This window comes from Bradyrhizobium sp. NC92, assembly GCF_025200865.1.
Lineage (GTDB): Bacteria > Pseudomonadota > Alphaproteobacteria > Rhizobiales > Xanthobacteraceae > Bradyrhizobium.
The window spans coordinates 1,961,554-1,985,177 of record NZ_CP104171.1 but is presented as its reverse complement, the minus strand read 5'-3'; the positions used below and the strand labels follow the sequence as shown (position 1 = coordinate 1,985,177).

Below are 23,624 nucleotides of genomic sequence, written 5' to 3'. Positions count from 1 at the left end.
TTCATTCCGGCTAGCCTGCGAGGGCAACGTCCTTGGCGGCCGTCCGGGTCCAGCCCAGCGCCGGCGCGACCTTGTCGGCGACGAGCTCGATCGAGCGCAGGACGTAAGGATGCGGCGCATCGACCGAATGCACCTGGAAGACGAGATCGGTCACCCGCTCCAGCGTGGCGTCGGTACGGAGCGAGGCGATGACGTGATCGGCGTCTCCGACATGGGTGTCGAACGCGGTGATCATCTCCTCCAGCGTCTCGCCCGGGGGAAGGTGTCCGCCTTTCATGAATTGCGGCAGTGCGCGGCGCAGCCCGATGTCGGCGAGGCGCAGCGCCTCGCGATGGTCGTCGGCGACGAAGACGCTGCGCGAGGCCATGATGCGCGGCTCGCAGCCCGGCGGCAGCGCGGCGAGATAGGCGTCGATGATCGGGTTCTGGATCTCGGCGAGGGTCGCGTTCGGAGCGTCCTTGGCGCGTGGCTGGGTGCGCGACAGCAGGAGGCCGTCGCCCGCCTTGCCGGCCCGGGCGCCGCCGGCGACGGAGAACGTCGCCTGCCAGATGCGCTTGTCCAGTTGCGGCCGCTGCGGATAGAGCGTGTCGCCGCCGTCGAGCGGCTTGCCGGTCAGGGCCTTGCGGACGATCTCCAGATTGCGGGCAAAGATCTCGTTGCGCTGGGCGCTGTCGAGGCCGAAGGCGGCGAAGGCGGACGGGTTGCCGCCGGTGCCGACGCCGAGCTCGAAGCGGCCGTTGCAGAGGAGATCGAGCACCGCGGCATCCTCCGCCACCCGCACCGCGTTCTCCAGCGGCAGGGTGACGATGCCGGTGCCGAGGCGGATGCGCGAGGTCTGGGCGGCGACGTAACCCAGGAAGGTGAAGGGCGACGGCAGGCCGCCTTCGCGCTCATGAAAATGATGCTGCGCGATCCATGCGGAATCGAGCCCGGCCTGCTCGGCGCGGACGATCTGCTCGGCGGCGAAGCGATAGCGGTCCGCCGGCGGCGCCTCGTCGAGCAGCCGCGTGAAGAAGCCCAGGCGTTTCAGGTTGGCAAAGCGTTTCATACGATCCCTGTCGGGCGAGGATGGGCCCCGATGATGTCGGTTGCCGCAGCTCCAGACAAGCGGGCATTGCGCAGGGCACGTACGCAAGATTTCTGCGCAAGGCTCATACGCAAGGCTCCTGCGCAAGGCTGCCCGCCGGATCGCCCTTGCCTGGACTCTGGGCGGGCAGTCTGCCTACCAGCTCGGCAGCACCGCGCCCTTGAACTTGGTCAGGACGAACTCCTTGACCTCAGGCGTGTGGTAGCTGTCCACGAGGATCTTGACCCAGGGCTTGTCCTTGTCGGCGCTGCGCACCGCGATCAGGTTGACATAGGGGCCTTTCGGGTCCTCGCGCAGGATCGGATCCTTGACCGGATCGAGGCCCGCCTGGGTTGCATAATTGGTGTTGATCGCGGCGGCGTCGACGTCGTCGAGCGCGCGCGGGGCCTGCGCCGCATCGACCTCGATGAACTTCAGCTTCTTGGGGTTCTCGGTGATGTCGAGCACCGTCGGCTTGAAGCCCGTGCCGTCCTTCAGCTTGATCACGCCCTTGTCGCGCAGCAACAGCAGCACGCGGCCTCCATTGGTCGGATCGTTCGGGATCGAGACCTTGCCGCCCTCGGGGATATCGGCGAAAGCCTTGTGCTTCTTCGAATAGACGCCGATCGGGAAGTTCACGGTGAGGCCGACGGCTTCGATCTTGTAGCCGCGATCGGCCTTCTGGTTGTCCAGGTAAGGCTGGTTCTGAAACGAGTTGGCCTGGATCTCGCCGGCATCGAGCGCGGCGTTCGGCACCACGTAATCGGAGAATTCTAGCAGCTGGATGTCGAGGCCCTGCTTGGCGGCGATCGGCTTCACGGCTTCGAGGATCTGCGCATGCGGCCCCGGCGTCACGCCGATCTTGATGGTCTCGGCCGCAGCTGCGGCGGACCATGCGGCCAGCACGGCGGAGAGAATCAGGGGAAGGCGAAACGACATCGTGGTCTCCATGGGTCTTGCGGCAACGGAACCGTATTCCCTTTTCTGCGGTGCGAAATCAATGAAATGGAAATCCAAATTGGCCGCGGGTCGAGGCCAGCCTTTCTCCATTCGGCCGCAAACGGGAAACGAATGCAGAGTGCGACAAAGTGCGCGCACGTCGTCCAGCGCGATCCGGGGCCACTGCCGCTTGTGGCAGATTCCCGGATTACACTTTCGTTCCATGCGCACCTGGGCCTGCGCCCTTCTCTTTGACTCCACCACGCCCGACGTGCTGAGTTAGCGCGCACTGAGCCGGTGGCGACGAGGTGGGGATCCCGATGAACGAGAACGAAATTCGCAATCTGGTCGCGGAGGTGAAACAAGGCACGCTGTCGCGGCGCTCGTTCATCAGGACAATGGCCGCGGTCGGAATGGCAGCGCCAATCGCGAGCCAGATCCTGGTCTGGCACGACGTGGCGATGGCCGACGCCACGCTGCCGTACAAGCCAGCCAAGGCCGGCGGCGGCGGCACGCTCAAGATGCTGCTGTGGCAGGCGCCCACTTTGCTCAATCCGCATTTCGCGCTCGGCACCAAGGACCAGATCGCCTCGCGCATCTTCTTCGAGCCGCTCGCCGGCTGGGACAAGGAGGGCAACCTCATCCCCTGCCTCGCCGCCGAGGCTCCGACCAAGGCGAACGGCGGCCTTGCAGCCGACGGCATGAGCGTGATCTGGAAGCTGAAGCGGGGCGTGACCTGGCATGACGGCAAGCCCTTCACCGCCGACGACGTCGTCTTCACCTGGCAATACGCCGCGGATCTCGCCACCGCGGCCTACACCACGGGCTCCTACAAGGACATCAAGGTCGAGAAGATCGACGACCACTCCGTCAAGGTGATCTTCCGGGCGCCGACGCCGTTCTGGGCCGATCCGTTCGTCGGCTCGGTCGGGATGATCCTGCCAAAGCATCATTTCGGCGACTATGTCGGCGCCAAGTCGCGCGAAGCGCCGGGCAATCTGAAGCCGGTCGGCACCGGCCCGTACAAATTCGTCGAGTTCAAGCCGGGCGACATGATCCGCGCCGAACGCAATCCCGACTACCACATCAAGAACCAGCCGCATTTCGACACGGTCGAGATCAAGGGCGGCGGCGACGCGGTGTCTGCGGCGCGCGCCGTGCTGCAGACCGGCGAATACGACTTTGCCTGGAACATGCAGGTGGAGGAGGAGGTCCTCAAGCGCATGGAGGCGGGCGGCAAGGGCAAGCTCGACATCGTGCCGTCCGGCAATGTCGAGTTCATCATCCTCAACACGACGGACCCCTGGACCGAGCTCGACGGCGAGCGTTCGAACGTCAAGACCAAGCACCCGACGCTGTCCGATCCCGCCGTTCGCCGCGCGATCAATCTTCTGATCGACCGCGATTCGATCCAGAAGTTCATCTATGGACGCGCCGCGATCGCGACCGCGAGCTTCGTCAACGCGCCCAAGCAGTTCAAGTCGGCGAAGCTGAAATATGAGTTCGACATCGACAAGGCCAACAAGATCCTCGACGAGGCCGGCTGGACCAGGGGCGCGGACGGCATCCGCGAGAAGGAGGGCAAGAAGCTCAAATACGTGTTCCAGACCTCGACCAATGCCCCGCGCCAGAAGACGCAGGCCATCATCAAGCAGGCGTGCCAGAAGGCCGGCATCGACATCGAGATCAAGGCGGTCACCGCCTCCGTGTTCTTCTCCTCCGATGTCGGCAATCCCGACACGTACTCGAAATTCTATGCCGACATGGAGATGTACAACACGACGCAGCCGCAGCCCGATCCGGAGCGCTTGCTGAACCAGTGCGTGTCCTGGGAGATCGCCACCAAGGACAACAAATGGCTCGGCCGCAACAATTCGCGCTATTCCGATCCCGAAGCCGACAAGGCCTACAAGGCCGCGCAGAACGAGCTCGATCCGGTCAAGCGCGCCGCGCTGCTGATGAAGGTCGACGAGATCTTCTGCGAGGCCCACGTGTTCCTGCCCCTGCTCTCGCGCCACGTCGTCAACGCCGGCGCCAACAATTTGATGATCGATATCTCCGGCTGGGACACCATTACGTGGAACCTGGCGGCGTGGTATCGGACCTGACGGGGCACCACGCATTTAAGGCTCTTTTGTCCCGGACAAGCTGCAACGCGCCAGCGTTGCAGCGCAGAGCCGGGACCCAGGAGCGACGTGGCCCGCTACGACATGGCCTCGGCTCCACAGCGCACCGTACACATCCGAGCAGCGGTGCCGTAGGGTGGGCAAAGGCGCACTTGCGCCGTGCCCACCACCTGTCCGAAACAGCCACAGGAGCGTGGGCACGCTGCGCTTTGCCCACCCTACGAGATCCGAGGGGGCTCGCGAGCGCAATTGTGGTTGCAGCGCAGCGCGGGCTTTTAGAACGTGACACCGAATCCCTTCCACTGTGTGCTCCAGATCACAGCGGAATCGCGCGCCATCGCCTACAAGGATCGGGCATGGCCGCAAACAAGGTAACGGCGGTACGCACGAGGCTGGGAAGACGATCAACAGCTGCGGACTTTGCAAAGCCGTCAGGGTGAAGAGCCTGGCGGCTTTTTCGTTTTGCTGGTTCGGTAGGATGGGTAGAGCGAAGCGAAACCCATCAATAATATGTTTCCGAACGCGGGTGCATGATGGGCTTCGCGAGGCCTCCACTCATCCTACGCACTGGCTATGAAGCGCCCCCGCCCTTCTTCTCCTCGCGTTCATCTTCGATCTGACGTTCGGCTTCGAGCCAGAAGTCCAACTCCCGATTGCTGGGACGGCCGGCCTGCTCCCAGAGCTCATATGCGCGTGTGCGCACCTTGCCACGGCGCATCATGCGAAGCAGCTTTCGTTTCAATTCCTCGGCGAAGCTCCTGAAGCGTTGTCCGGTGGTTTCGTCCTTGACGAGCGAGGCCGCTCGCGTTGCGAGTTCGATCTGGTGCTCTAGCTTCTTCTGCTCGTCCACCGCCGAAACTGCCGTGGGTAAGGAACGTTGTCGGAGCCGTGCAGACACTAAATTCGCTTCCCGGATGGTCCGTTCCTTCAGGTGTTGCGCTTTCGGAAATGACCAGCTGCGCAGCATCGCTTGAACCGGCGCAGCCGGCGCCGCTAATGCCACGTCGTATCGGCTTCGACGATCACCACTCTGATTTCGGGGTCTTCGGCCGTATTGCAGGTGCACGGCATGCCCTCGCCGCAGCGGCAGCCGCCGAGCTTCTCGCTCCAGACCCGGAGCGGGTGGTTTTCGCAGACCCATCCGAGACCCTGGCAGAATGGGCAGGTCTTGTTGGTCACAGCGTATCCGGCGTCCGCAGCGTGTTCGACTTGTCCTCGTTGCGCAGCTCCTGCTCCGCCGCGTGCCAAAATTCCTCCTCGCGCCCTTCGGGCTTGCCCGCCTGCTCCCACAATTGGTGCGCGCGTTCTCTGATCTCTTGCTCGGTCGGCTCGGACAATTGCACCTCCTGCTTGGAAGCACGGCCCCACCCTGGGGGGTATGGGGGGCTTGGAGGCGGGGCCGTGCAGGCCAGCGATCGGCGGCGAGGCTGGCCCGCGGAGTCAAGCTTCGACCATGTGCAAGGGTTCCTCCGCGTCTGATCGCGCCGGACGGAACCCGCTCCGCCTCCGCCGGATGGGCATGGGGCCGACGATCAGCGCGGCCGCTCCTCCTCGCCGTGCTGCCGCAGGAGGTCGAGCAGGCGCCTGATCTGAGATCAGGCCAGGCTAGCTCCGCCGGCGGAGCGAGTGACAGATACCCGGGGCCGGCTTAGCGCGGCTTGAGCAGTTCGCGCGCGACGATCAGCTTCTGCACCTCGGTCGCACCTTCATAGATTCGAAGGGCGCGGACCTCGCGATACAGGCTCTCCACGATTTCGCCCTTGCGCACGCCGCGACCGCCGAACATCTGCACGGCGCGATCGACAACCTGCTGGGCGGTCTCGGTGGCGGCCAGCTTTGCCATCGCAGCTTCACGCGTGGTGGGAAGCTTCTGGACGTCGCGACGCCAGGCGGCGCGGTAGGTCAGCAGCGAAGCGGCGTCGGTTTCGGTCGCCATGTCTCCGAGCGCGGCCTGGGTGAGCTGCAGATCCGCCAGCGTCGCCCCGAACATGCGGCGCGTTTGTGCGTGCAGTCGCGCCTCCTCCAGCGCACGTCGGGCAAAGCCCAAGGCGGCTGCAGCAACCGAAGCCCGGAAGATGTCGAGGGTCTGCATCGCGATCTTGAAGCCGCCACCGGGCGCTCCGAGTAGCCGGCTGTTCGGAATGCGGCAATTGTCCAGGCGCAGCGTCGCGAGCGGATGCGGCGCGACGATGTCGATGCGCTCGGCCACGCTGAAGCCGGGGTCGTCCGGAAACACGACGAACGCCGAGATGCCGCGCGCACCGGGCGCCTCGCCGGTTCGGGCAAACAGCGTGTAGACGTCGGCGATGCCGCCGTTGGAGATCCAGGTCTTCTCGCCGTTCAGAACATAGCTGTCGCCGTCTTCGCGCGCCGCGCAGGTCATGGCCGCCACGTCGGAGCCGGCCCCCTGCTCCGAAAGCGCGAACGCGGCCAGCCACTCGCCCGAACGGACTTTCGGCAGCACGGCGTGTCGCAGCTCCGACGAGCCCGCAAGCGCAATGGCGCCGGATCCCAGGCCCTGCATCGCAAAGGCGAAGTCGGCAAGGCCATCGGCATAGGCCAGCGTCTCACGCGACAGGCAGATCGAGCGGGAATCGATGCTGGTCACGTCGCCGCCCGGCGCCGCGACCGCGCAATCGAGCAGCCCCGCGGCACCGAGCGCCCGCACGAGCTTGCGGCAGGCGCCGTCGATGTCGCGGTGATCGACGGCCTGAACACCACCCTGTGCGACGAAACGATCGAGCGCGTCGCAGGTCACACGATGACGCGGCTCGAAGAACGGCCAGTCCAGCCAGTCGCGGGAGATTGTCTGTGCCGGTGAGTTCATCGGTCGCTCCGCAAGGTCGGGGGCCCGCCGGACCCGGCATGCTCTCTGCCGCACCAGCGACCGCCCAAGCCGTCAGCACCATCAATTATTTCAAGTATAAACTATTTCCCCGGCCGGGGCCGTTGTCAAGTCGTCAGGCGCGGACCATATTCGAACACCTCTTCGTTGCGGCAGGACTAGCGAAGAAAAGCTGACGGTTCCGCCACATCAGGACCAGTCCTGATCCTGTCACGCCTTGAATTTAGTTTTGGCACGAACTATTCTATGAGCTGAACGGAATTCCACTCGCTTGCAGCCCGAACGAGGCTTAGGAGATCGATTTGGCACTCGCAAAGGAGTCCTCTCCGGCCTCCAGCAGGAAGGCGACCGACGCGGAGGCCGAGTACAGGGCTCAGACAAGGCTCTGGCTTCGGCTGCTGGCCTGCACGTCCATGATCGAGGGAGAGTTGCGGCGCCGGTTTCGCGAGGAATACGACTTCACGATGCCCCGCTTCGACGTCCTCGCCCAGCTCGACCGTGAGCCGAGTGGATTGGTCCTGGGGGAACTGCCCAAGCGCCTGATGGTGTCGGCCGGCAACCTGACACCGATCGTCGACCGCCTCGTCGAGGATGGATACATCACCCGCACGCCCTCGCATCTGGACCGGCGCGTCCAGATCGTCTGCATGACGGTCGAGGGCCGAAAGACCTTCAGGCGGATGGCGAAGAGTCACGGCGCCTGGCTCGCCGAATTGCTCGCCGATCTTCCAATCGACCGTCTCGACGGCCTCGTCGGCGAACTCGACGACGTGAAGAGTGCCGTGAGGGACGCCCTGCAACGGCGCGAGCGGTCATGAGCCTCAACGCCGAATTCGAATCCCGGCAGCTTCGCGATCCCAGGTCTCCGTCGTTATGCCGGCCTGTTGCAGCGCGCCCTTCTTGATCTTGCCGTTCTCCGTCAGCGGCAGCTCGTTCACGATGCGCACATAGCGCGGTACTGCGAAATAGGCGATCTGCCCTTCGCAATGCCTGATGATATCCACAGGCTCCAGCGACTGCCCCGGCTCCAGCAAGATCGCCGCCGCAACCTCGTCTTCGCCCAGTTCGGAGGGCAGCGGATAGACCGCGCACGCCGCAACCGCCGGATGGGAAAGGATGATCTGCTCGACCTCCCAGGATGACACGTTCTCGCCGCGCCGGCGGATCGAGTCCTTCATGCGATCGATGAAGCGGTAATGTCCGTCGGCATCCCTGACGACGCGATCTCCGGAATGAAACCAGAGATTCCGCCAGGCTTCGACCGTCTTCTCCGCCATGCCAAAATATCCGGTGGCGAAGGCGAACGGCTCCCTGGCGCGCAGGACGAGTTCGCCCGCCTGGCCGTCGGGCAGCTCCGAATCGTTGTCGTCGACGATCCGCGCCTCGAAGCCATCGGCCAGATAGCCCATCGTTCCCGGACGGTCGGAGGGGATTGCGCCGGCAAACACGAAATTGGTCTCGGTCGATCCATAGCCGTCGACCAGCGTCACGCCGAACCGCTCGAGGAACGGCCGATGGATCTGCGGTGGCACGCCTCCACCCAAGGCGACGCGAAGGCCGTGAGCATGATCCTCCTCCTTGCGAGGCTGAGCCATGAGCATGGATGCCATGGCGCCGAGCAGGTAACCTACGCTTGCATTGTGGAGGCGCGCGGCGGCCCAGAAGCCCGACGCGGAGAATTTTTGCTCGAGCACGTAAGTGCAACCGTTCAGCACCGCTTGATAGAATGCATTGAGCGCGTTGGTGTGGAACAGCGGCAAGGTCGTGAACAGCACGTCGCCCTCGCGGATGCCGAGCGCCCGCGCCGAGCAGATGCCCCACCAGAACAGCTGCGCTTGCGGACAGCACACGCCCTTGGCCGGCCCCGTGGTGCCGGATGTGTAGAGGATGGCAACAATATCTCCCGGCCGCACGGCACCGGGCGGCGCCATGGATGCGAGCGCGGGCAGCGGCATGGATCCCTTCGCCGTCCCCTCCGCGACCTGATCGATGGTCCACACCAGCGGCGGCAGGCCGGCCTCGATGCCGATCGTCTCGATTGCGTCCAGAAATCCGGCCTCGACGACGAGGAGCGCAGGGCGCGAGTTGCGGAAGATGTGTGCGAGCTGGCGGCCGCGCAGCGCCGTGTTGATCGGCACCGTGATGGCGCCGAGCCAGGCGCAGCCGAGATAGACTTGAAGAAACTCGGGCCGGTTCGAGCACATCAAGGCGACCCGGTCTCCCGGCTTGATGCCGGCCTCGATCAGCGTCTGCGCCGATGCAGCCGCAATCTCCGCAGTCTGCGCGTAGGTCCAGCGCGCCTGTCCCGCAACCAGCAGGATACGATCGCCGTAGCGGCGCGCCTGCCTGGCGAGGATGGTCGAAAGCACGCGGTCGGACGGGGGAAACAACTCGACCGCACGTGCCCAGGCCGGCGTATCCTGCTCCTGCCCGGCGTCATCCCGCATGCAATGCTCCGTCATCCGGCCCGACATGGCCTGCCCGAGATCAAGGCAGGAGCTTGTACTTACCGTCATCGATCTGGACGAGGACGCGCGAACGTGCGTCGACACCATGACGATCCGCCGGCGTGAAATTGTAGACGGCTTGCGTGCCTACGACTTCCTTGGTGGCGAACAGGGCCTGGCGCAGCGCGCTACGGAATTCCGGCGAGCCTGGCTTGGCCCCGGTCGCCAGCGCGCGCTTGGCAGCATCGACGAAGACGACCCAACCATCGAACGAGTAGGAGGAGAACCCGTCCGTCGGCTGCTCGCCGTTCGCCTTCTCGTAGGCGGCCCGGTAGGCCAGGGCGACCTTCTGGATGGGATTGCTCGGCGGCAGCTGCTCGGCCGCGATCACCGGCCCGGTGGGGCAGATGATGCCATTGGCGGCCTTGCCGGCGAGACGCAGGAAGTCGGCGCTGATCATTCCGTTGTTGCCGTAGAGCGGCCCCTTGTAGCCACGCTCGGACAAGGCAATGGCGGGCAGCGCGCCCGGCGTTCCGGTGCCGCCGAGCATGATGGCATCGGGCCTCGCCGCCAAGGCACGCAGCACCTGCGCCGTCACCGACGAATCGGATCGGGCATAGCGTTCGTTGGCGATGACCTTGATTTCCGCCGCCTTGGCGCTGTGCGACAACGAATCGTACAGGAGATCGCCGAGCGCATCCGAGAATCCGATGAAGGCGACCGTCTTCAGCCCGCGCGCCTTCATGTGGTCGACGATGCCCTGGACCAGCAGCGGCATCGGTTGGGGTGTCTGAACGACCCAAGGGCCGCCTTCGCCGGCCGGAACGGACGCGATCGGGGAGACCGCGATCATCGGCACCTGCATCTCGATCGCGGCGGTGGCCATCGCCAGCGTCTGCGGCGCGCCCGACGTCCCGATCAGGACGTCGACCTTCTCCTGCTCGACGAGCTTGCGCGCGTTGCGCGCCGAAGCGGTTGCATCGGAGGCATCGTCGAGCTGGATGAGGCGCACCTTTTCGCCGCCGATCTCGCCGACATAGGCCTCTCCCGCAGCGATCCCCTTTGCGTTGGGAATGCCGATCGAGGATACCGGCCCGCTGAGGCCGGTGACGAAGCCGACGAGGATATCGGCTTGCGCGCAGCACGGAGCCGCCAAAAGGAGCAGCGCTGAACCCAGCAGTGATTTCACCGAAGTCATGGCACCTGTCATTGGTGGTTTGGATGCGTCAATTCCGGCAAGCCGTACGCGCATGTCACGTGGACGAAACCAGCGCGATCACGCGCAGCGGACTGCCCGAGCCGTTCTGGATCTTCAGCGGGGAGGTGACGATGATCGCTCCAGTCGCAGGAAGCTGATCCAGGTTGCACAGGCATTGCAGCCCATAGCGGCCCGCGCCGTGGAGGAAATGATGCGCCGGATAAGGCGGCTCGAAATGCCCGGCCTGTCCTGCATCGGTGCCGATCGTCTCGGTGCCGAAACCGATGATGCCGCGCTCCTCCACCAGCCATTTCATCACGGCTGCATTCGGACCCGGCGTGTGCGCCCCATCGTCCCGGAGGTTCGAATAATCGCGCCAGCCCTTCTTCGACCAGTCCGTCCGCAGCAGCACCCAGTGCCGGGCCGGAATTCGGCCGTGCTCGGCTTCCCAGGCCTCGACGATCGGCACCGTGAGCACGAAGTCCGGATCCTGAGCGGCCTGCGCGGAGCAATCGATGACGCAGGCGGGCGCGATCATGTCCTTGGCCGGCATGGTATCGACCGCATTGTTGGCGAGGTCCTTGCCGGTGAACCAGTGTATCGGCGCGTCGAAATGCGTGCCGGTATGCTCGCCGAAAGTCACGTTGTTCCAATACCAGGCCGGGCCGCGTGCGTCATAGCGCGAGATCTCCTGGATGCGCACCGGCGCCGCCTGGCCGAATTCGGGCGGCAGCACGATCACGGGAAAGTCGGGGCTGAGCGTGAAGCTCAGGTCGATGACGCGCACCGCATCCGAAGCGATCGCGCCCGCGAGATCCAGGAGAGCCTTGCCGTGCATTGTCGCGTCCTCCAGCTTGGTCGAAAAGGTCTCACTTACCGGTCGAGCTCGCGCTCGAGCGCTTTCGGATTGGCCGCCAGACGTTGCCGAATCTCCTGGGCGACGTCTCCGACATACATTTCCTCGAGTCCGCCCCTGAGCCCGGCCACGACCGCCTGCGCGATGGCCCGCGGCGCCACCTTCGGCGGCGGCACGGTCTGAAACCACTCCGTGTCGACTGGCCCCGTGAAGACGTTCATCAACTTGATGCCGCCGGGCCGAAGCTCGGCGCGAAGACAATGCGAGAGCGACAGGCAGGCGGCTTGCGAGGCGGAGTAAGCGCCGAAGGCGGGCCAGTTCGCCAACGCGTGGACGGACAGGATGTTGACCCAGGCAACGCTGTTGTTGATGCCGTCCGCTCCCCGCATCCGCATCGCGGGTCCGAAGGCCTGTGCGAGATTGATGAAGCCGAGATAGGCCTGATCGATCTCGTCGCGCGCGATGCTCGTGCCCTTGCGGTCCAACAAGCCGCCGGGCCTCACATAGTCGATCGTATTCACCAGGATGTCGACCTTGCCGCCGATGTCGGCGGCGAGATCACCGGTTGATTTTTCATCGGCGGCGTCGAGGGGTAAGAGCTCGATGCCCTCCTGCCCGCGCAGCAGCTCTTCGCCGGCAAACGGCCGCCACGGCTCGGCGATGCCCACGAACACGGTCTTGGTCCCCGCGGCCTTCAACGCCAAGGCGACCTCCCGCCCGACGGCACTGCGGCCGCTGGTCACGAGCACGCGCCGAAATTTGGGATCGGCAGTCATTTCGCGCCACTGCCTGTCGTCAGCCATATTGGGCGTCTCCCCTTCGGGTCGGGCAAAGGCCACCGCCTGACCGCTCTTGTCGAGCTGAAACGACATGCGGACGGGAGCACCCTCGATACAATCGGCATGAAGATGCGCCACGACGGTCGGACCACAATCCATCTTGACGAGGCCGACGCGCCAGGGCGCCCGCTCCCGGAAATAGACGTCACTCGGCACGTGCGCCGTGGTGTGCGCCAGCAGCACGCCGCGGGCCGGCGCGTCGACGAACGCAAGCGCGGCGGACAGGCACGACGGGCACGCCTCGCGCGCCGGATAGGTGAAGGCGCCGCAGCCCTCGCAGCGCTGGAGCATAAAGCGCCCTTCGGCGGCAGCGCGCGTAAAGCCGTGCGAGGTCCTGCTGCGGGCGCGCGGCGGCGCGGTCGGCAGGCGCGTCCGCAGCAGCGGGTTCTTGCGTCGAGGCGGTTCAATCGGATCGATCATCGCGAAGGCCCGGCAAAGATCGCGGCACCGGAGGCAAGTCCGCGGTCATAATTGATCATACCGAAGCCGGACGCGAGGCCCAGGCTCGCATCCCTGACCTGAGTCGGACCTGCAATTCCCAGGACCTGCCGCAGCCCTTCGACGAGACCGAGATAGGCGCCGGCTGCGCCGGCCTGCCCGACCGAGAGTTGCCCGCCGGAGGTGTTGTGCGGAAAGTCACCGTCGATGGTGAGATCGTGCTGGCGGACGAACTCGGCCCCCTCGCCCTTCTCGCAAAAGCCGAGATCCTCGAACTGCATCATCGAGATGACGGGATAGTCGTCGTAGGTCTGGACGATGTCGAGATCGTCGGGCTTGACGCCGGCCATCGCATAGAGCTCACCGACGTCCATCGCCCAACCGCCACGAACCTGCATCGGATCATCGGCAAAGGCGTTGTGCCGCTCGATCGTCGACAGCAACCTTGCTGCGGGCAGCCGCAGCGAAGCGGCGGTGTCCTCCCGCATCACGAGGAATGCCTCGGCGCCGGCGCAAGGCATCACGCAGTCGAACAGATGAATGGGATCGGAAATGGGGCGCGCGGCGAGGTACTGCTCGATCGACAGCGCCGTCTTCATCAGCGCGTGCGGATTGCGCAAGGCGTTCGTGCGCTGGGCAACCGCGATCCTGCCGACGTCCTCACGGCTCACGCCGAAGGTCCGCATGTAGTTGCGGGCGATGAGAGCGAAGCTCGAATTCGCGCCGCCCGCGCCGTAAGGATAGACCGCATCCTGGTTGAAGCGGGAGAAATTCTCGAGCGTCAAGCGGAAGGAATCGACGTGGTTGGTATCGCCGGCGACGCACGCCACGATGTCGGCATCGCGCGCCTGAACCGCGCGGGCCGCCTTTCGCACCGCCGCGATGGCGCTGGCGCCGCCGAGCGGAATGGTATCGAGCCATCGCACGCACAGTCCGAAATGCTGCGTCAGGCCGATCCCGCTGTCCGTCCCCAAGGTGAAGCTGGAGACGCACAATCCGTCGATGTCGGAAGGCCTGATGCCCGCTTGCGCAACGAGTGCGCTCAAGGCACGGCCGATCCACCATTGAGCGCTGTCGATCGAATAACGTACATAGGGTATCGTGACGGGGGCCGCCATCACGATGCCGTCGTAGGGTGTGCGAAGCGAGAGCGTCAACGATCGTCCGCCTTGTCCATTCGCCTCAGATCACGGTCAGCTTCACGTCGATATTGCCGCGTGTTGCGTTCGAATAGGGGCAGCGTTCGTGCGCGCCGGCAACGACGGCTTCCGCCACCGATCGCTCCACGCCCGGCAGATCGACCTTCAATTCGACGGCCAGCGCGTATCCGACGGGCACCGGTCCCATCGCCACCTTTGCCGTGACCGAGGGCTCCGCAGACGGCACCACCTTCCTGGTGCGCGCCACAAGTTTGACCGCACCGAGGAAACAGGCGGCATAACCCGCCGCAAAAAGCTGCTCCGGATTGGTACCCTCGCCGCCGGGGCCGCCGAGCGATTTCGGCACCGACAGCGACACCGACAGCAGGCCATCCGTGCTCGCGGCCTTGCCGTCGCGGCCGCCGGTCGCGGTGACTTCGGTGTCGTACAGGATCTTCTCGGGCGTCATCATGTTGGTCTTCTCCAAACGCGCTAGCTGGCTCTAACGTCGGTTGCGCGCGAGCAGCGCGCGGAAATCGTCGCGGGCAAGCGCGCTGGCGCGCCTGAAGCTCGGACCCCGGCTCGGCTCGGTTCCGTTGAGGCGCCTGAGCTGCACCCACATCTCGGCGCTCTTCAGCGCCACCGCCGCGCAATTGACCACTGGGGCGTGCCCGACCTTGAGACCGTGCTCCCGCCCGATCAACAGACCCGGCAGCACGCCAGCAGGTATCACGACGTCGGCACCGCGCTCGACGAGCGGCAACGCGCAGGCGACGAAATCCTCGACCATGCGGGCGTGCGCGGCTTGATCGCCGGCGAAGGCATCCGCGAAATCCTCGGGCTTGCAGCCGAGGCCCGTGACGTGAACGACGCGACCGTCGAGGCCGTAACGTTCGGCCTGCTCATAGTGCCAGACCTCGAAAACGGGATCGAGCGTGACGAGGCCGAGCCGCCGACCAAGCTGCGAGGCAGCAAGCAGCGTCGCCTCGCCGGCCCCGATCACGGGAATATCGAGCGTTGCACGCAGCTCGTACAGACCGGGATCCTGGAAGTGGCCCATGACGAATGCATCGAAGCCCTGCTCTTCCGCTGCGATGCCGTTGTCGATGGCCTGAACGGCGCAGCGCAATTCGGCGAGCCGGCCAAATTCGCGATCGGGCGGGGATATGCCTTCGACATGCACCGTCGTACCCGATGCCGCGATGCTGTTGAGGTACTCCGACAGCCGCGCCATGTAAGGCGCGTTCACGCTCGCATCAACGAAGCTTTGCCAGAAGATGCGCATCGTCTCTTCCTCACCGGACCGCCGGCCCTAATATTTCAATCACAAACTAATTTGCGCGTCAAATGTGTGCGGCGCACCCAAGGAAGCGGGCTGGCACGCCGCAGCCGTCACGGCCGGTTTTGTCGTTCGCATCGCCCAAGAATCCGCCGCCAACTGCCGGAATTGTATGCATCAGCATTTTTTTGCAGAGAGCCGCCGGGCGCTGTTGACGGGCTCGCCGGATATACTTTAGGCTTTAACTAATTCCTGCCGCTCTGGCGGCGTAACGATGATGTTGCAGGACACCGCTCTTGAGCGACTCGATCGTGTGGGCAGTCTTCCGAGCTGAACGATGGGCAGCAATGTCCCGTGCAGGGCTGCGCGGCCCGGCCCCGTATTTCGAGACGCCCGCGATACACCAGGCGAAGTCGCCCGGCGGCGCGCTCCTCCGTCCACGGGCAGCGGCATGACGCCGCCGCCAACCAGGCGAAGTCTTCATATTCGCGCCGACCTCCGGCGCCGCAATAGCGCTTCCGATTGCCGTCAGTCCCGATTGAGGTCCGGCGGCTTCCCGTCATTCGCACGCGTATCAAAGCAGGAGATGGCAATGCGCAAGACCCTGGCCTTATTGGCAGTTGCAGTTGGAATTACCGTCGCGCCGGCAGCGCGGGCCGACATCACCATCGGTTTCGTCACCTCGTTGAGCGGCAACGGCTCCTCGATCGGCATCCCCTATGGGCGCGGCATCAACGCCGCCTACGAGTACAAGAAATCGGTCAATGGCGAGACCATCCGCCTGATCCAGCTCGACGACGGCTCCGATCCCTCGGCAGCGACGCGCAACGCGCGCAAGCTCGTGGAGGAGGAGAAGGTCGACCTGCTGATCGGCACCGCAACGGCGCCCTCGACGATCGCGATGGCGGCCGTCGCAAGCGAACTGAAGGTGCCGATGATCGCGGTCTCACCGATCGTCAAGCTGCCCGATACGCCGGAGCAATGGGTGGTCTCGGTGCCGCAGCCGGCTTCGCTGCTCGTCAAGATCATCGCCGATCGCATGAAGCGCGATGGCATGAAGAACATCGGCTATATCGGCTTCTCGGATGCGTGGGGCGACCTCGTCTACAACGGCGCCAAGGCGGCGGAATCGGCCGACGGCATCAAGATCCAGACCAACGAACGCTATGCCCGCACCGACACCTCCGTCACCGCGCAGATCCTCAAGGTCATGGCCGCTCGGCCCGACGCCGTGCTCGACGGCGGCTCCGGCACGCAGGGCGCACTGCCTCTGCTCAGCCTTGCCGAGCGCGGCTTCAAAGGAAACACCTACGGCACGGTGGCGCTGGTCAATCCGGATTTCGTCAACGTGGGCGGCAAGGCGGCCGAGGGGATTCAAGTCTCGGCGGGGCCCGTGATCGTCGCCGAACAGCTACCGGATGAGCATTTTGCCAAGAAGATCGCACTGGATTTCCGCAGCGTCTACCAGAAGACCCACAACATTCCGACCACCGACGGCTTCTCGGCTTACTCCTTCGACGCCTGGCTGATCTTCGCCAACGCGGCCGAGCGCGCGCTCAAGTCGGCAAAGCCGGGGACGATCGAGTTCCGCGCCGCACTCCGGGATGCCATCCTCAGCACCAAGGAGCTGCCGGGGGTGCATGCCGTCTACAATTTCAAGCAAGGCGCCGCGACGGGCGTCGACGAGCGCTCCCTCGTCGTCGTCCGGCTGACCGGCGGCGCCTGGAAGTACGTGCCGTAAGAAAACGATCGGCCATCAACGGGGGAACAGCGGCTCAATGACGAGCGATATCGCAGCCATTCTTGCGATCGACGGCATCGCCACCGGCGCCATCTATGCGCTGGTGGCGATCGGCACCGTTCTCATATTCACGGTGACGCGGGTCGTGTTCATCCCCTTCGGCGACATTGCGGCCTTCACTGCACTGACGCTCGCGGCCCTCGACGCAAAGCGCTTCCCCGGAACGGGCGCGCTGGTCGTGGTGCTGGCCTGCCTTGCGACCCTGATCGAGATAGCTTCGCTGGCGCGCTCCGGCGAGCTTCGCCTCGTCCCGCGCGCGCTTCTCTTCTATCTGGTGCTCCCCCTTGCGGTGGTCGGTTGCGCCTGGCTCGCCACGCGCATGGACCCGCCTCTCGCCGTCAGGCTGGTGCTCGCGCTGATGCTGATCACGCCGATCTCTCCGCTGCTCGACCGCATCGTTTTCCGCCCGATCGCGGACGGCACGGTGCTGCTGCTGCTGACGGTGTCGGTGGCGCTGCATTTTGCGCTCGTCGGGCTGGGTCTGCTGTTCTTCGGTCCCGAAGGCGTCCGGACCGAGCCGCTGACCTCGCTCTCGATGGAATTCGCCGGCGTCCTGATCTCGGGCCAGACCATGCTGATCGTAATTGCGGCACTGGTCTTCAGCGGCCTGCTCTATCTCTTCTTTGACTTCTCGCTGGTCGGCAAATCGCTTCGCGCCACCGCCGTGAACCGGACCGGCTCGCGGCTGATGGGAATCCGCCCGGCGCGCGCGGGCACGATCGCTTACCTGCTCGGCTCGCTGATGGCCGGCGTATCGGGCATCCTGATCGCGCCTGTCAACACGGTGTTCTACGATTCCGGCTTCCTGATCGGCCTCAAGGCATTCGTCGGCGCGATCGTCGGCGGCATGACCAGCTACCCGGGGGCTGCGATCGGCGCCGTCGGCGTCGGCATCCTGGAAAGCTTCGCATCGTTCGAGAGCAGCGCGCTGAAGGACGTCATCGTGTTCTCGCTGCTGATCCCGATCCTGATCTGGCGATCGCTCGCATCGCTGCATTCCGAGGAGGAGATCGAGGAATGACGCGCCTTCACGTTCGGATCGCCGCCATCGCGGCCGTGTTGGGCCTCGCTGCGGCTCCCTTCGTCCTCAGCCCGTTCAGCATCACCTTGATGAACTACATCGGGATCTATTCGCTGGTCGCCATCGGGCTCGCGCTGCTGACCGGGGTTGGCGGTATCGTCTCGTTCGGACAGGCCGCTTTCGTCGGCGTCGCGGCCTACGCGACCGCCTGGGTCTCCGCGTTGAACGGCCATTCGCCCTGGCTCGGCCTGTTGTTCGGCGTGGCGCTCACATGCGGCGTCGCGACCGTTCTCGGCCTCGTCACCCTCCGCCTGCAAGGGCACTTCCTCTCGCTCAGCACCGTCGCCTGGGGTCTGGCGATCGGCTTCCTGTTCGGCAATTTGGACGGGCTCGGCCGCTTCAACGGCATCTCCTCGATCCCGCCGATCAGCTTCGGATCGCTCGCCCTGGTTTCCAGCGCGCAGATCTACTTCCTGATCTGGGGGATCGTCGCCGTCATTCTCTTCCTCGGCTACAATCTGCTGGACTCGCGGCTCGGCCGCGCCATGCGCGCGCTGCGCGGCGGCAATACGCTGGTCGAAAGCCTCGGCATCAATGCCTTCCGCATCAAGCTGGTGACGTTCGTGACCGCGGCGTTCCTGGCCTCGCTCTCGGGATGGCTGTACGCCCATATGAGCCGGTTCATCAGCCCGGGACCATTCGATGCCGGCATGGGCATCGAATATCTGATGATGTCGATGGTCGGAGGTGCCGGCAGCCTTCTCGGCGGCGTCGTCGGCGCCGCCATCGTCACCCTGCTGAAGAACAGCGTGCAGGACTATCTGCCCTTGATCGCCAAGGGTGCGTCCGGGCAGCTCGAGATCGTCGCGTTCTCGGCGCTGTTCATCCTGTTCCTGCAATGGGCGCGCCAAGGTATCGTGCCCTATCTTGCACGCTACCTGCCGAAATTGAAGCGCGAGCGGCCGACGCCCGCACCGCCCCTGCCCCGCCGCTCCCAGCCCAAGCCGGGCGAGCTTCTCCTCAAGGTTGATGGCGCCGAGCGCCGGTTCGGCGGCCTCGTCGCCGTCAACAATGTCAGCTTCGAGGTCCGCGCGGGTGAGATCCTCGCGGTGATCGGCCCGAACGGCGCCGGCAAGAGCACGATGTTCAACTGCCTCACCGGTGCGCTCAGGGTCAACAAGGGCGAGATCGTCTTCGCCGGGCGCGCGATCACGCATGACGCTCAGTCCCGCATCGCCAAGGCCGGCATCGCGCGCACGTTCCAGCACGTCAAGCTGCGGCCGCGCATGAGCCTTCTGGAGAACGTGATGCTCGGCACCTACGGCCGCACCGCCGCCGGCCTGTTCGGCGGAGCCTTCCGCCTCAACCGGCGCGAGGAAGCGAGTGCCCGCCACGAGGCGTTGCTTCAGCTCGAACGCGTCGGTCTCGGCGACAAGCCGTTCGAGCTCGCCGGCAATCTGCCGCTCGGAAACCAGCGCATCCTGGAAATCGCGCGGGCGCTCGCGGCGGATCCGACCCTGCTGGTGCTCGACGAGCCCGCCGCGGGCCTGCGTCGCCAGGAGAAGCTCAGGCTGGCCGAACTGCTGCGCTCGCTGCGGGAGGACCACCTGACCATCCTGATCGTGGAGCACGACATGGAGTTCGTGATGTCGCTGGTCGATCGCATCGTCGTGCTGGATTTCGGCTCGAAGCTCTGCGAGGGCGCGCCGGCCGCGATCCGCAGCGATGCGCGGGTGCAGGAAGCATATCTCGGAGGCGTCGCGTGAGCTCGATGTTTTCCCTGTCCGACGTCACGGTCTGCTACGACAATGTCGAAGCGGTCCGCAACGTCTCGCTGTCGGTCGAAGAGGGCCAGATCGTCACCGTGATCGGCCCGAACGGTGCAGGCAAGACCACGCTGCTGATGGCGGCAATCGGACTACTGTCGTCGAAAGGCCGCATGGTCTTCCAGGGCAGCGAGATCGGCAAGCTCTCGGTCGAGGACCGCGTCGAGCGCAGATTGTGCTTGGTGCCGGAGAAGCGCGAGCTGTTCTCCGACATGTCGGTGGCCGACAATCTTCTGCTCGGCTCCTACAGCCTGCGCGACCGGTCCGGCGTCGAGAAGACGCTCGACGAGGTCTATGACCGCTTCCCGCGGCTGAAGGAGCGGCAGCGCCAGGCGGCCGGCACGCTGTCCGGCGGCGAACGCCAGATGCTCGCGCTCGGACGCGCGCTGATGGCGCGGCCGAAGCTGCTGATGCTGGACGAGCCGAGTCTCGGACTTGCGCCGCTGATCGTGCGCGAGATCTTCCGCACCATCGCCTCGTTGCGCGATCTCGGCGTTTCGATCCTGCTGGTCGAGCAGAATGCCCGCGCCGCGCTGGAGACGGCCGATTACGGCTACGTCCTGGAAACCGGCGAGATCGTGCAGTCCGGGCCCGCCAAGGATCTCATTCACGATCCCCGGCTGATCACCGCCTATCTCGGCGGACATTAGCGCCGCCAGACAAAATCGAAAAACAACCCCATGCACAGTAGCCGCCGACAGCAATATCAACGGCTTGGCGTCGGAGGTGCAACGTCTTCTGATTTTTCGAAAGGCATTTGACCCGTCGGGCAAAACAATGGCATTATGCCACCCTCGCAGCGCTCCGGCCGCTAAAGCGCGATGAGGGTGTGTACTCATAAGATCTGTCGCCAAGAGTAGGTGCGCCTGATGACGGCTTGTCCCGCAACAGCGGCGCGAAAGCGGACCTTGTCGGACCTCCGAGAAGGGCCATGTGCAGACTCATGCAACACGGCAAACAGCATCGTCTCACTCGATGACCTTGTCAGCGCGCGCCAACAGAGACTCGGGCACCGTAACGCCCATCGCCTTAGCGGTCTTGAGGTTGATCACCAGCTCGAATTTCGTCGGCTGTTCGACCGGCAGATCGGCAGGCATCGTGCCGCGCAAAAGGCTCGCCGCAAATCGAGCAGTAAGATCTGCCAAGTGATCGGGGGATGGGCCGTAGCCGATAAAGCCACCTTGCTCGGCCCGCAATCCCCACTGATACATGGTTGGAAGGCGCAGTGCTGCAACTCGTTCCATGATCAGCGGACCATTGCCATCGAGCATCCCGGAATTAAGAATATTCAGCGCCGTGGCCCCCGATGCCTGTGCCTTATCAATAGTCGCTGCAATCTCCTCAGCCCTGGCGACGCGATAGATTGAAAGCTCCACGTTGCGTGCGCGCGCCGCCTCTTGCAAAGCGTGAGCCTTCGCCTCAGTTGTTGTGCTGGGATCGGCGAGAGCCGCGATGCGGCGAATCCCGGGCACGGCTTCGATCAGGATGTCCTGTCGCATGCCGTTAAGCTCAGGGGAAAAAATGCTGATCCCCGTGATATTGCCATTGGGCCGGGCGAACGATTTTACCAAGCCCTCCGCGACCATATCGCCTGTGATCCCAACGATGGGAATGCTCTTGGTCGCCTGCTGTACGGCGGCAACTGCCTCGGGTGCAGCAGCATAGATGACATCGGGCTGGGCTATGACCAGCTCCGCCGCAAGTTGCGAAATCAGATCGATATGAGGTGCAAAGGCGCGGTAATCAATTGTGAGGTTTTGGCCTTCAATGAAACCAGCGCGCCGGAGGTTGTCGAAAAAACGTACGTTAAAGTGAATGTCGCGAGGATGCGGAGACAAGCAACCCAGGCGATAGGTCCGCCCCGGTTTCTGGGCCAGCGCTGCGAGCGGCAGCGCCACCACCGCGCCGCCGACAAGCGTGATGAAACCGCGCCGTCTCATTGGAACCCCCAATGGAAAACGCCTCGTGCATGTCGAAGTCTAGCACTTCAAAAGACGGGACGCCGATGAGAACAATCGGCCCGGTCGCTGCGTCCAAATGTCCGCAACGGGTCTTGGTTGTGTGCAAACAGATGGCCGGCACGCGGCCGTGGTCGCCAATCACCGCAGGCGGCTGATGTTCTCGCGTCAGATCGCCCAATGACGGCCAAAGTGGGTATCGGGACGCGGTATTGCGCTGTTGGACGTACTTTCCGGCCTTCAGACGGCGCGGATGGCTGCAATCAGGCGCGGTTTGCCGACGATGTTCATCACCCGCGTGAGGTTATAAGCGAGAACATGCAGCGCCATCTCAGCGGCAACATTCCGTAGGCGCTTCATCAGGAAATGGGTCGCACCCATACGGGCTTTGATCGTGCCGAAGGGATGCTCGACCGTCTCGCGCCGCGTCCGCATGGCTTTGGGATTGGAATCGAGCCGTCTCTGGACCTCCTCGACCACATGCTCATGCTCCCAACGAGTGATGCGGCGCTCCTTGGACGGCGTACATTGGCTCTTGATTGCGCAGCCTTGGCACGCTGCTGTCGACCAGTAACGGCGCAGCGTCATTCCATGCTCGATGTTGGTATAACGATAGGGCAGCAGCTGGCCGGACGGGCAGCGGTAGACGTCCTCATCAGGCAGGTAGGCGAAGTCCTGTTTGCCGAACCGACCCTCCGCCTTGGCGTTCGACGTCATCGGCTTGGGCAGCGTGACTGCAACGCCAGCCTCTTCGCAGGCCAATATCTCCTCTCCGTCGAAGTAGCCACGGTCGGCGACCGCCTCGAGTTTGTCCACTTCGAGCACTTCTTTGGCCTGCTTCGACATCCGAGCAAGCTGCCCACGGTCGTTGCCGACGTTTATGACCTCATGCGTAACAATCAGATGGTGTTCGGTGTCCACCGCGACCTGGACATTGTAGCCGACGACACCCGATCCGCGTCCGCTGGTGGCCATCGAACGAGCATCCGGATCGGTCAGCGATATCTGTTGATCCGGCGTGTTGCGCATCTGCGCATCAAGCACTTCCAGGCGGCTCATCTCCTGCTTCAGTCGAGCGATCTTTTCCTTGATCCTCGTCGTCTTGATGCTGATCGCTTCCGATGGCTCCTGCCGATCGGCGCTATCCAGTTGACGCAGATATCGACCGACGCTTTCCTCGATCTGCGCCATCCGCCTCGCCATCTTGGCATGCGTGAAGTTACGATCGCGATTGTTCACTGCCTTGAACTTGCTGCCGTCGATTGCGACGCTTGGGGTCTGCAACAGGCCCATTTGCCGGCATAGCGCAACGAACTTCGCACAAACCCTCCGAAGCGCCGCACCATTGTCCCTCCGGAAATCGGCGATCGTCTTATGATCGGGAGCCAGGCGGCCGATCAGCCACATCACCTCGATATTGCGGCACGCCTCACGTTCCAGGCGGCGACTGGATTGCACCCGATTGAGATAACCGTAGATGTAAAGCTTCAGAAGGACTGCTGGATGATAGGAAGGCCGGCCCGTCTCCTTGGCGATCACACCCTCAAATCCCATTCCATGCAGGTCGAGCGCCTCGACAAACACATCGATCACATGGACCGGGTTGTCGTCGTCTACCCAATCCTCCAGACATTCCGGCAAGAGCGTCAGCTGGGATCTGTCCGCGCCTTCAACGAAGCGTCCCATCCGTATCTCCCATCAGGAAACGGAGGAATCCTAGCTGACTCGTGCCTTTTCACACAGCCAGGGTCAAAATGCGAAGAACTCAGGTTGAGCAAATCCGGTCCGCCCTGGCTCTACGAGCGGACTTCCGACCGCCGAGGCGCAACTTCGCAGATGCGCCAGA

21 protein-coding genes are annotated in these 23,624 nt (G+C 64.4%); 6 read left to right on the top strand and 15 right to left on the bottom strand.

Features of this window, described 5'->3' with window-relative positions; genetic code table 11:
* Positions 1-10 precede the first annotated feature (10 nt).
* Both N2602_RS09255 and N2602_RS09250 read right to left on the bottom strand, forming a co-directional pair.
* Positions 11-1,048: a putative FMN-dependent luciferase-like monooxygenase gene (locus N2602_RS09255; RefSeq protein ID WP_260382451.1), complete on the bottom strand. Its 1,038-nt coding sequence runs from the start codon at positions 1,046-1,048 to the stop codon at positions 11-13.
* 174 nt (positions 1,049-1,222) lie between these two features.
* The gene (locus N2602_RS09250) at positions 1,223-2,017 is read right to left on the bottom strand and encodes a MetQ/NlpA family ABC transporter substrate-binding protein (protein WP_260382450.1); all 795 of its coding nucleotides are present in this window, start codon (positions 2,015-2,017) and stop codon (positions 1,223-1,225) included.
* Positions 2,018-2,325: 308 nt separating this feature from the next.
* Here N2602_RS09250 and N2602_RS09245 point away from each other — a divergent pair, with 308 nt between their 5' ends.
* On the top strand, positions 2,326-4,113 hold the full coding sequence (locus N2602_RS09245; RefSeq protein ID WP_172786984.1) for a peptide ABC transporter substrate-binding protein: 1,788 nt from the start codon (positions 2,326-2,328) through the stop codon (positions 4,111-4,113).
* Between the two features lie 589 nt (positions 4,114-4,702).
* Here the strand turns inward: N2602_RS09245 and N2602_RS09240 are convergent.
* The 4 genes from N2602_RS09240 to N2602_RS09225 form a co-directional block, all read right to left on the bottom strand.
* Entirely contained in the window at positions 4,703-5,134 is a 432-nt protein-coding gene (locus N2602_RS09240) for a DUF2934 domain-containing protein (RefSeq protein ID WP_257187575.1), read from the bottom strand.
* The gene (locus tag N2602_RS09235; RefSeq protein WP_172789536.1) at positions 5,125-5,310 is read right to left on the bottom strand and encodes a hypothetical protein; all 186 of its coding nucleotides are present in this window, start codon (positions 5,308-5,310) and stop codon (positions 5,125-5,127) included. The genes N2602_RS09240 and N2602_RS09235 overlap by 10 nt, the downstream gene beginning before the upstream one ends.
* Positions 5,307-5,468 carry a DUF2934 domain-containing protein gene (locus N2602_RS09230; RefSeq protein ID WP_081493716.1) on the bottom strand — a complete coding sequence of 54 codons (162 nt, stop codon included), beginning with the start codon at positions 5,466-5,468 and terminating at the stop codon, positions 5,307-5,309. Before N2602_RS09230 ends, N2602_RS09235 begins: the two co-directional genes overlap by 4 nt.
* Before the next feature lie 311 nt (positions 5,469-5,779).
* Entirely contained in the window at positions 5,780-6,958 is a 1,179-nt protein-coding gene (locus tag N2602_RS09225) for an acyl-CoA dehydrogenase family protein (RefSeq protein ID WP_260382449.1), read from the bottom strand.
* 320 nt (positions 6,959-7,278) lie between these two features.
* Here N2602_RS09225 and N2602_RS09220 point away from each other — a divergent pair, with 320 nt between their 5' ends.
* Positions 7,279-7,794, top strand: coding sequence for a MarR family winged helix-turn-helix transcriptional regulator (locus N2602_RS09220; RefSeq protein WP_212254401.1), 516 nt, complete (start codon positions 7,279-7,281; stop codon positions 7,792-7,794).
* Between the two features lie 3 nt (positions 7,795-7,797).
* Here the strand turns inward: N2602_RS09220 and N2602_RS09215 are convergent, their stop codons facing one another.
* From N2602_RS09215 to N2602_RS09185, 7 genes are read right to left on the bottom strand one after another with little or no spacing between them, the layout of a single operon-like run.
* Positions 7,798-9,423, bottom strand: a complete 1,626-nt coding sequence (locus N2602_RS09215; protein WP_260382448.1) for an ATP-dependent acyl-CoA ligase — start codon at positions 9,421-9,423, stop codon at positions 7,798-7,800.
* 40 nt (positions 9,424-9,463) lie between these two features.
* On the bottom strand, positions 9,464-10,621 hold the full coding sequence (locus N2602_RS09210) for an ABC transporter substrate-binding protein (RefSeq protein WP_260382447.1): 1,158 nt from the start codon (positions 10,619-10,621) through the stop codon (positions 9,464-9,466).
* Between the two features lie 55 nt (positions 10,622-10,676).
* A complete protein-coding gene (locus tag N2602_RS09205; RefSeq protein WP_260382446.1) occupies positions 10,677-11,459 on the bottom strand; it encodes a cyclase family protein in 783 nt (260 codons plus the stop codon).
* Between the two features lie 35 nt (positions 11,460-11,494).
* Positions 11,495-12,736: an SDR family NAD(P)-dependent oxidoreductase gene (locus N2602_RS09200; protein ID WP_260382445.1), complete on the bottom strand. Its 1,242-nt coding sequence runs from the start codon at positions 12,734-12,736 to the stop codon at positions 11,495-11,497.
* Entirely contained in the window at positions 12,733-13,911 is a 1,179-nt protein-coding gene (locus N2602_RS09195; protein ID WP_260382444.1) for a thiolase family protein, read from the bottom strand. The genes N2602_RS09200 and N2602_RS09195 overlap by 4 nt, the downstream gene beginning before the upstream one ends.
* Positions 13,912-13,936: 25 nt before the next feature.
* Positions 13,937-14,365, bottom strand: coding sequence for an organic hydroperoxide resistance protein (locus N2602_RS09190; RefSeq protein WP_311739025.1), 429 nt, complete (start codon positions 14,363-14,365; stop codon positions 13,937-13,939).
* A 30-nt stretch (positions 14,366-14,395) separates the two neighbouring features.
* Positions 14,396-15,178 carry an aspartate/glutamate racemase family protein gene (locus N2602_RS09185; RefSeq protein WP_260382443.1) on the bottom strand — a complete coding sequence of 261 codons (783 nt, stop codon included), beginning with the start codon at positions 15,176-15,178 and terminating at the stop codon, positions 14,396-14,398.
* Positions 15,179-15,764: 586 nt separating this feature from the next.
* Here N2602_RS09185 and N2602_RS09180 point away from each other — a divergent pair.
* From N2602_RS09180 to N2602_RS09165, 4 genes are read left to right on the top strand one after another with little or no spacing between them, the layout of a single operon-like run.
* A complete protein-coding gene (locus tag N2602_RS09180) occupies positions 15,765-16,913 on the top strand; it encodes an ABC transporter substrate-binding protein (RefSeq protein ID WP_260382442.1) in 1,149 nt (382 codons plus the stop codon).
* A 37-nt stretch (positions 16,914-16,950) separates the two neighbouring features.
* Positions 16,951-17,994: a branched-chain amino acid ABC transporter permease gene (locus N2602_RS09175; protein ID WP_260382441.1), complete on the top strand. Its 1,044-nt coding sequence runs from the start codon at positions 16,951-16,953 to the stop codon at positions 17,992-17,994.
* Positions 17,991-19,760: an ABC transporter permease subunit gene (locus tag N2602_RS09170; RefSeq protein ID WP_260382440.1), complete on the top strand. Its 1,770-nt coding sequence runs from the start codon at positions 17,991-17,993 to the stop codon at positions 19,758-19,760. The genes N2602_RS09175 and N2602_RS09170 overlap by 4 nt, the downstream gene beginning before the upstream one ends.
* A complete protein-coding gene (locus tag N2602_RS09165) occupies positions 19,757-20,470 on the top strand; it encodes an ABC transporter ATP-binding protein (protein WP_172789524.1) in 714 nt (237 codons plus the stop codon). Before N2602_RS09170 ends, N2602_RS09165 begins: the two co-directional genes overlap by 4 nt.
* Positions 20,471-20,788: 318 nt before the next feature.
* Here the strand turns inward: N2602_RS09165 and N2602_RS09160 are convergent, their stop codons facing one another.
* Positions 20,789-21,760 carry an ABC transporter substrate-binding protein gene (locus N2602_RS09160; protein ID WP_260382439.1) on the bottom strand — a complete coding sequence of 324 codons (972 nt, stop codon included), beginning with the start codon at positions 21,758-21,760 and terminating at the stop codon, positions 20,789-20,791.
* 258 nt (positions 21,761-22,018) lie between these two features.
* The gene (locus N2602_RS09155; RefSeq protein ID WP_260381920.1) at positions 22,019-23,464 is read right to left on the bottom strand and encodes an IS1182 family transposase; all 1,446 of its coding nucleotides are present in this window, start codon (positions 23,462-23,464) and stop codon (positions 22,019-22,021) included.
* Positions 23,465-23,624: the final 160 nt, after the last annotated feature.

Coding starts and splice junctions, on each gene's coding strand:
- N2602_RS09255 (WP_260382451.1), bottom strand. CDS start 1,048: ATGAAACGCTTTGCCAACCTGAAACGCCTGGGCTTCTTCACGCGGCTG.
- N2602_RS09250 (WP_260382450.1), bottom strand. CDS start 2,017: ATGGAGACCACGATGTCGTTTCGCCTTCCCCTGATTCTCTCCGCCGTG.
- N2602_RS09245 (WP_172786984.1), top strand. CDS start 2,326: ATGAACGAGAACGAAATTCGCAATCTGGTCGCGGAGGTGAAACAAGGC.
- N2602_RS09225 (WP_260382449.1), bottom strand. CDS start 6,958: ATGAACTCACCGGCACAGACAATCTCCCGCGACTGGCTGGACTGGCCG.
- N2602_RS09215 (WP_260382448.1), bottom strand. CDS start 9,423: ATGCGGGATGACGCCGGGCAGGAGCAGGATACGCCGGCCTGGGCACGT.
- N2602_RS09210 (WP_260382447.1), bottom strand. CDS start 10,621: ATGACTTCGGTGAAATCACTGCTGGGTTCAGCGCTGCTCCTTTTGGCG.
- N2602_RS09205 (WP_260382446.1), bottom strand. CDS start 11,459: ATGCACGGCAAGGCTCTCCTGGATCTCGCGGGCGCGATCGCTTCGGAT.
- N2602_RS09200 (WP_260382445.1), bottom strand. CDS start 12,736: ATGATCGATCCGATTGAACCGCCTCGACGCAAGAACCCGCTGCTGCGG.
- N2602_RS09190 (WP_311739025.1), bottom strand. CDS start 14,365: ATGATGACGCCCGAGAAGATCCTGTACGACACCGAAGTCACCGCGACC.
- N2602_RS09185 (WP_260382443.1), bottom strand. CDS start 15,178: ATGCGCATCTTCTGGCAAAGCTTCGTTGATGCGAGCGTGAACGCGCCT.
- N2602_RS09180 (WP_260382442.1), top strand. CDS start 15,765: ATGCGCAAGACCCTGGCCTTATTGGCAGTTGCAGTTGGAATTACCGTC.
- N2602_RS09175 (WP_260382441.1), top strand. CDS start 16,951: ATGACGAGCGATATCGCAGCCATTCTTGCGATCGACGGCATCGCCACC.
- N2602_RS09170 (WP_260382440.1), top strand. CDS start 17,991: ATGACGCGCCTTCACGTTCGGATCGCCGCCATCGCGGCCGTGTTGGGC.
- N2602_RS09160 (WP_260382439.1), bottom strand. CDS start 21,760: ATGAGACGGCGCGGTTTCATCACGCTTGTCGGCGGCGCGGTGGTGGCG.
- N2602_RS09155 (WP_260381920.1), bottom strand. CDS start 23,464: ATGGGACGCTTCGTTGAAGGCGCGGACAGATCCCAGCTGACGCTCTTG.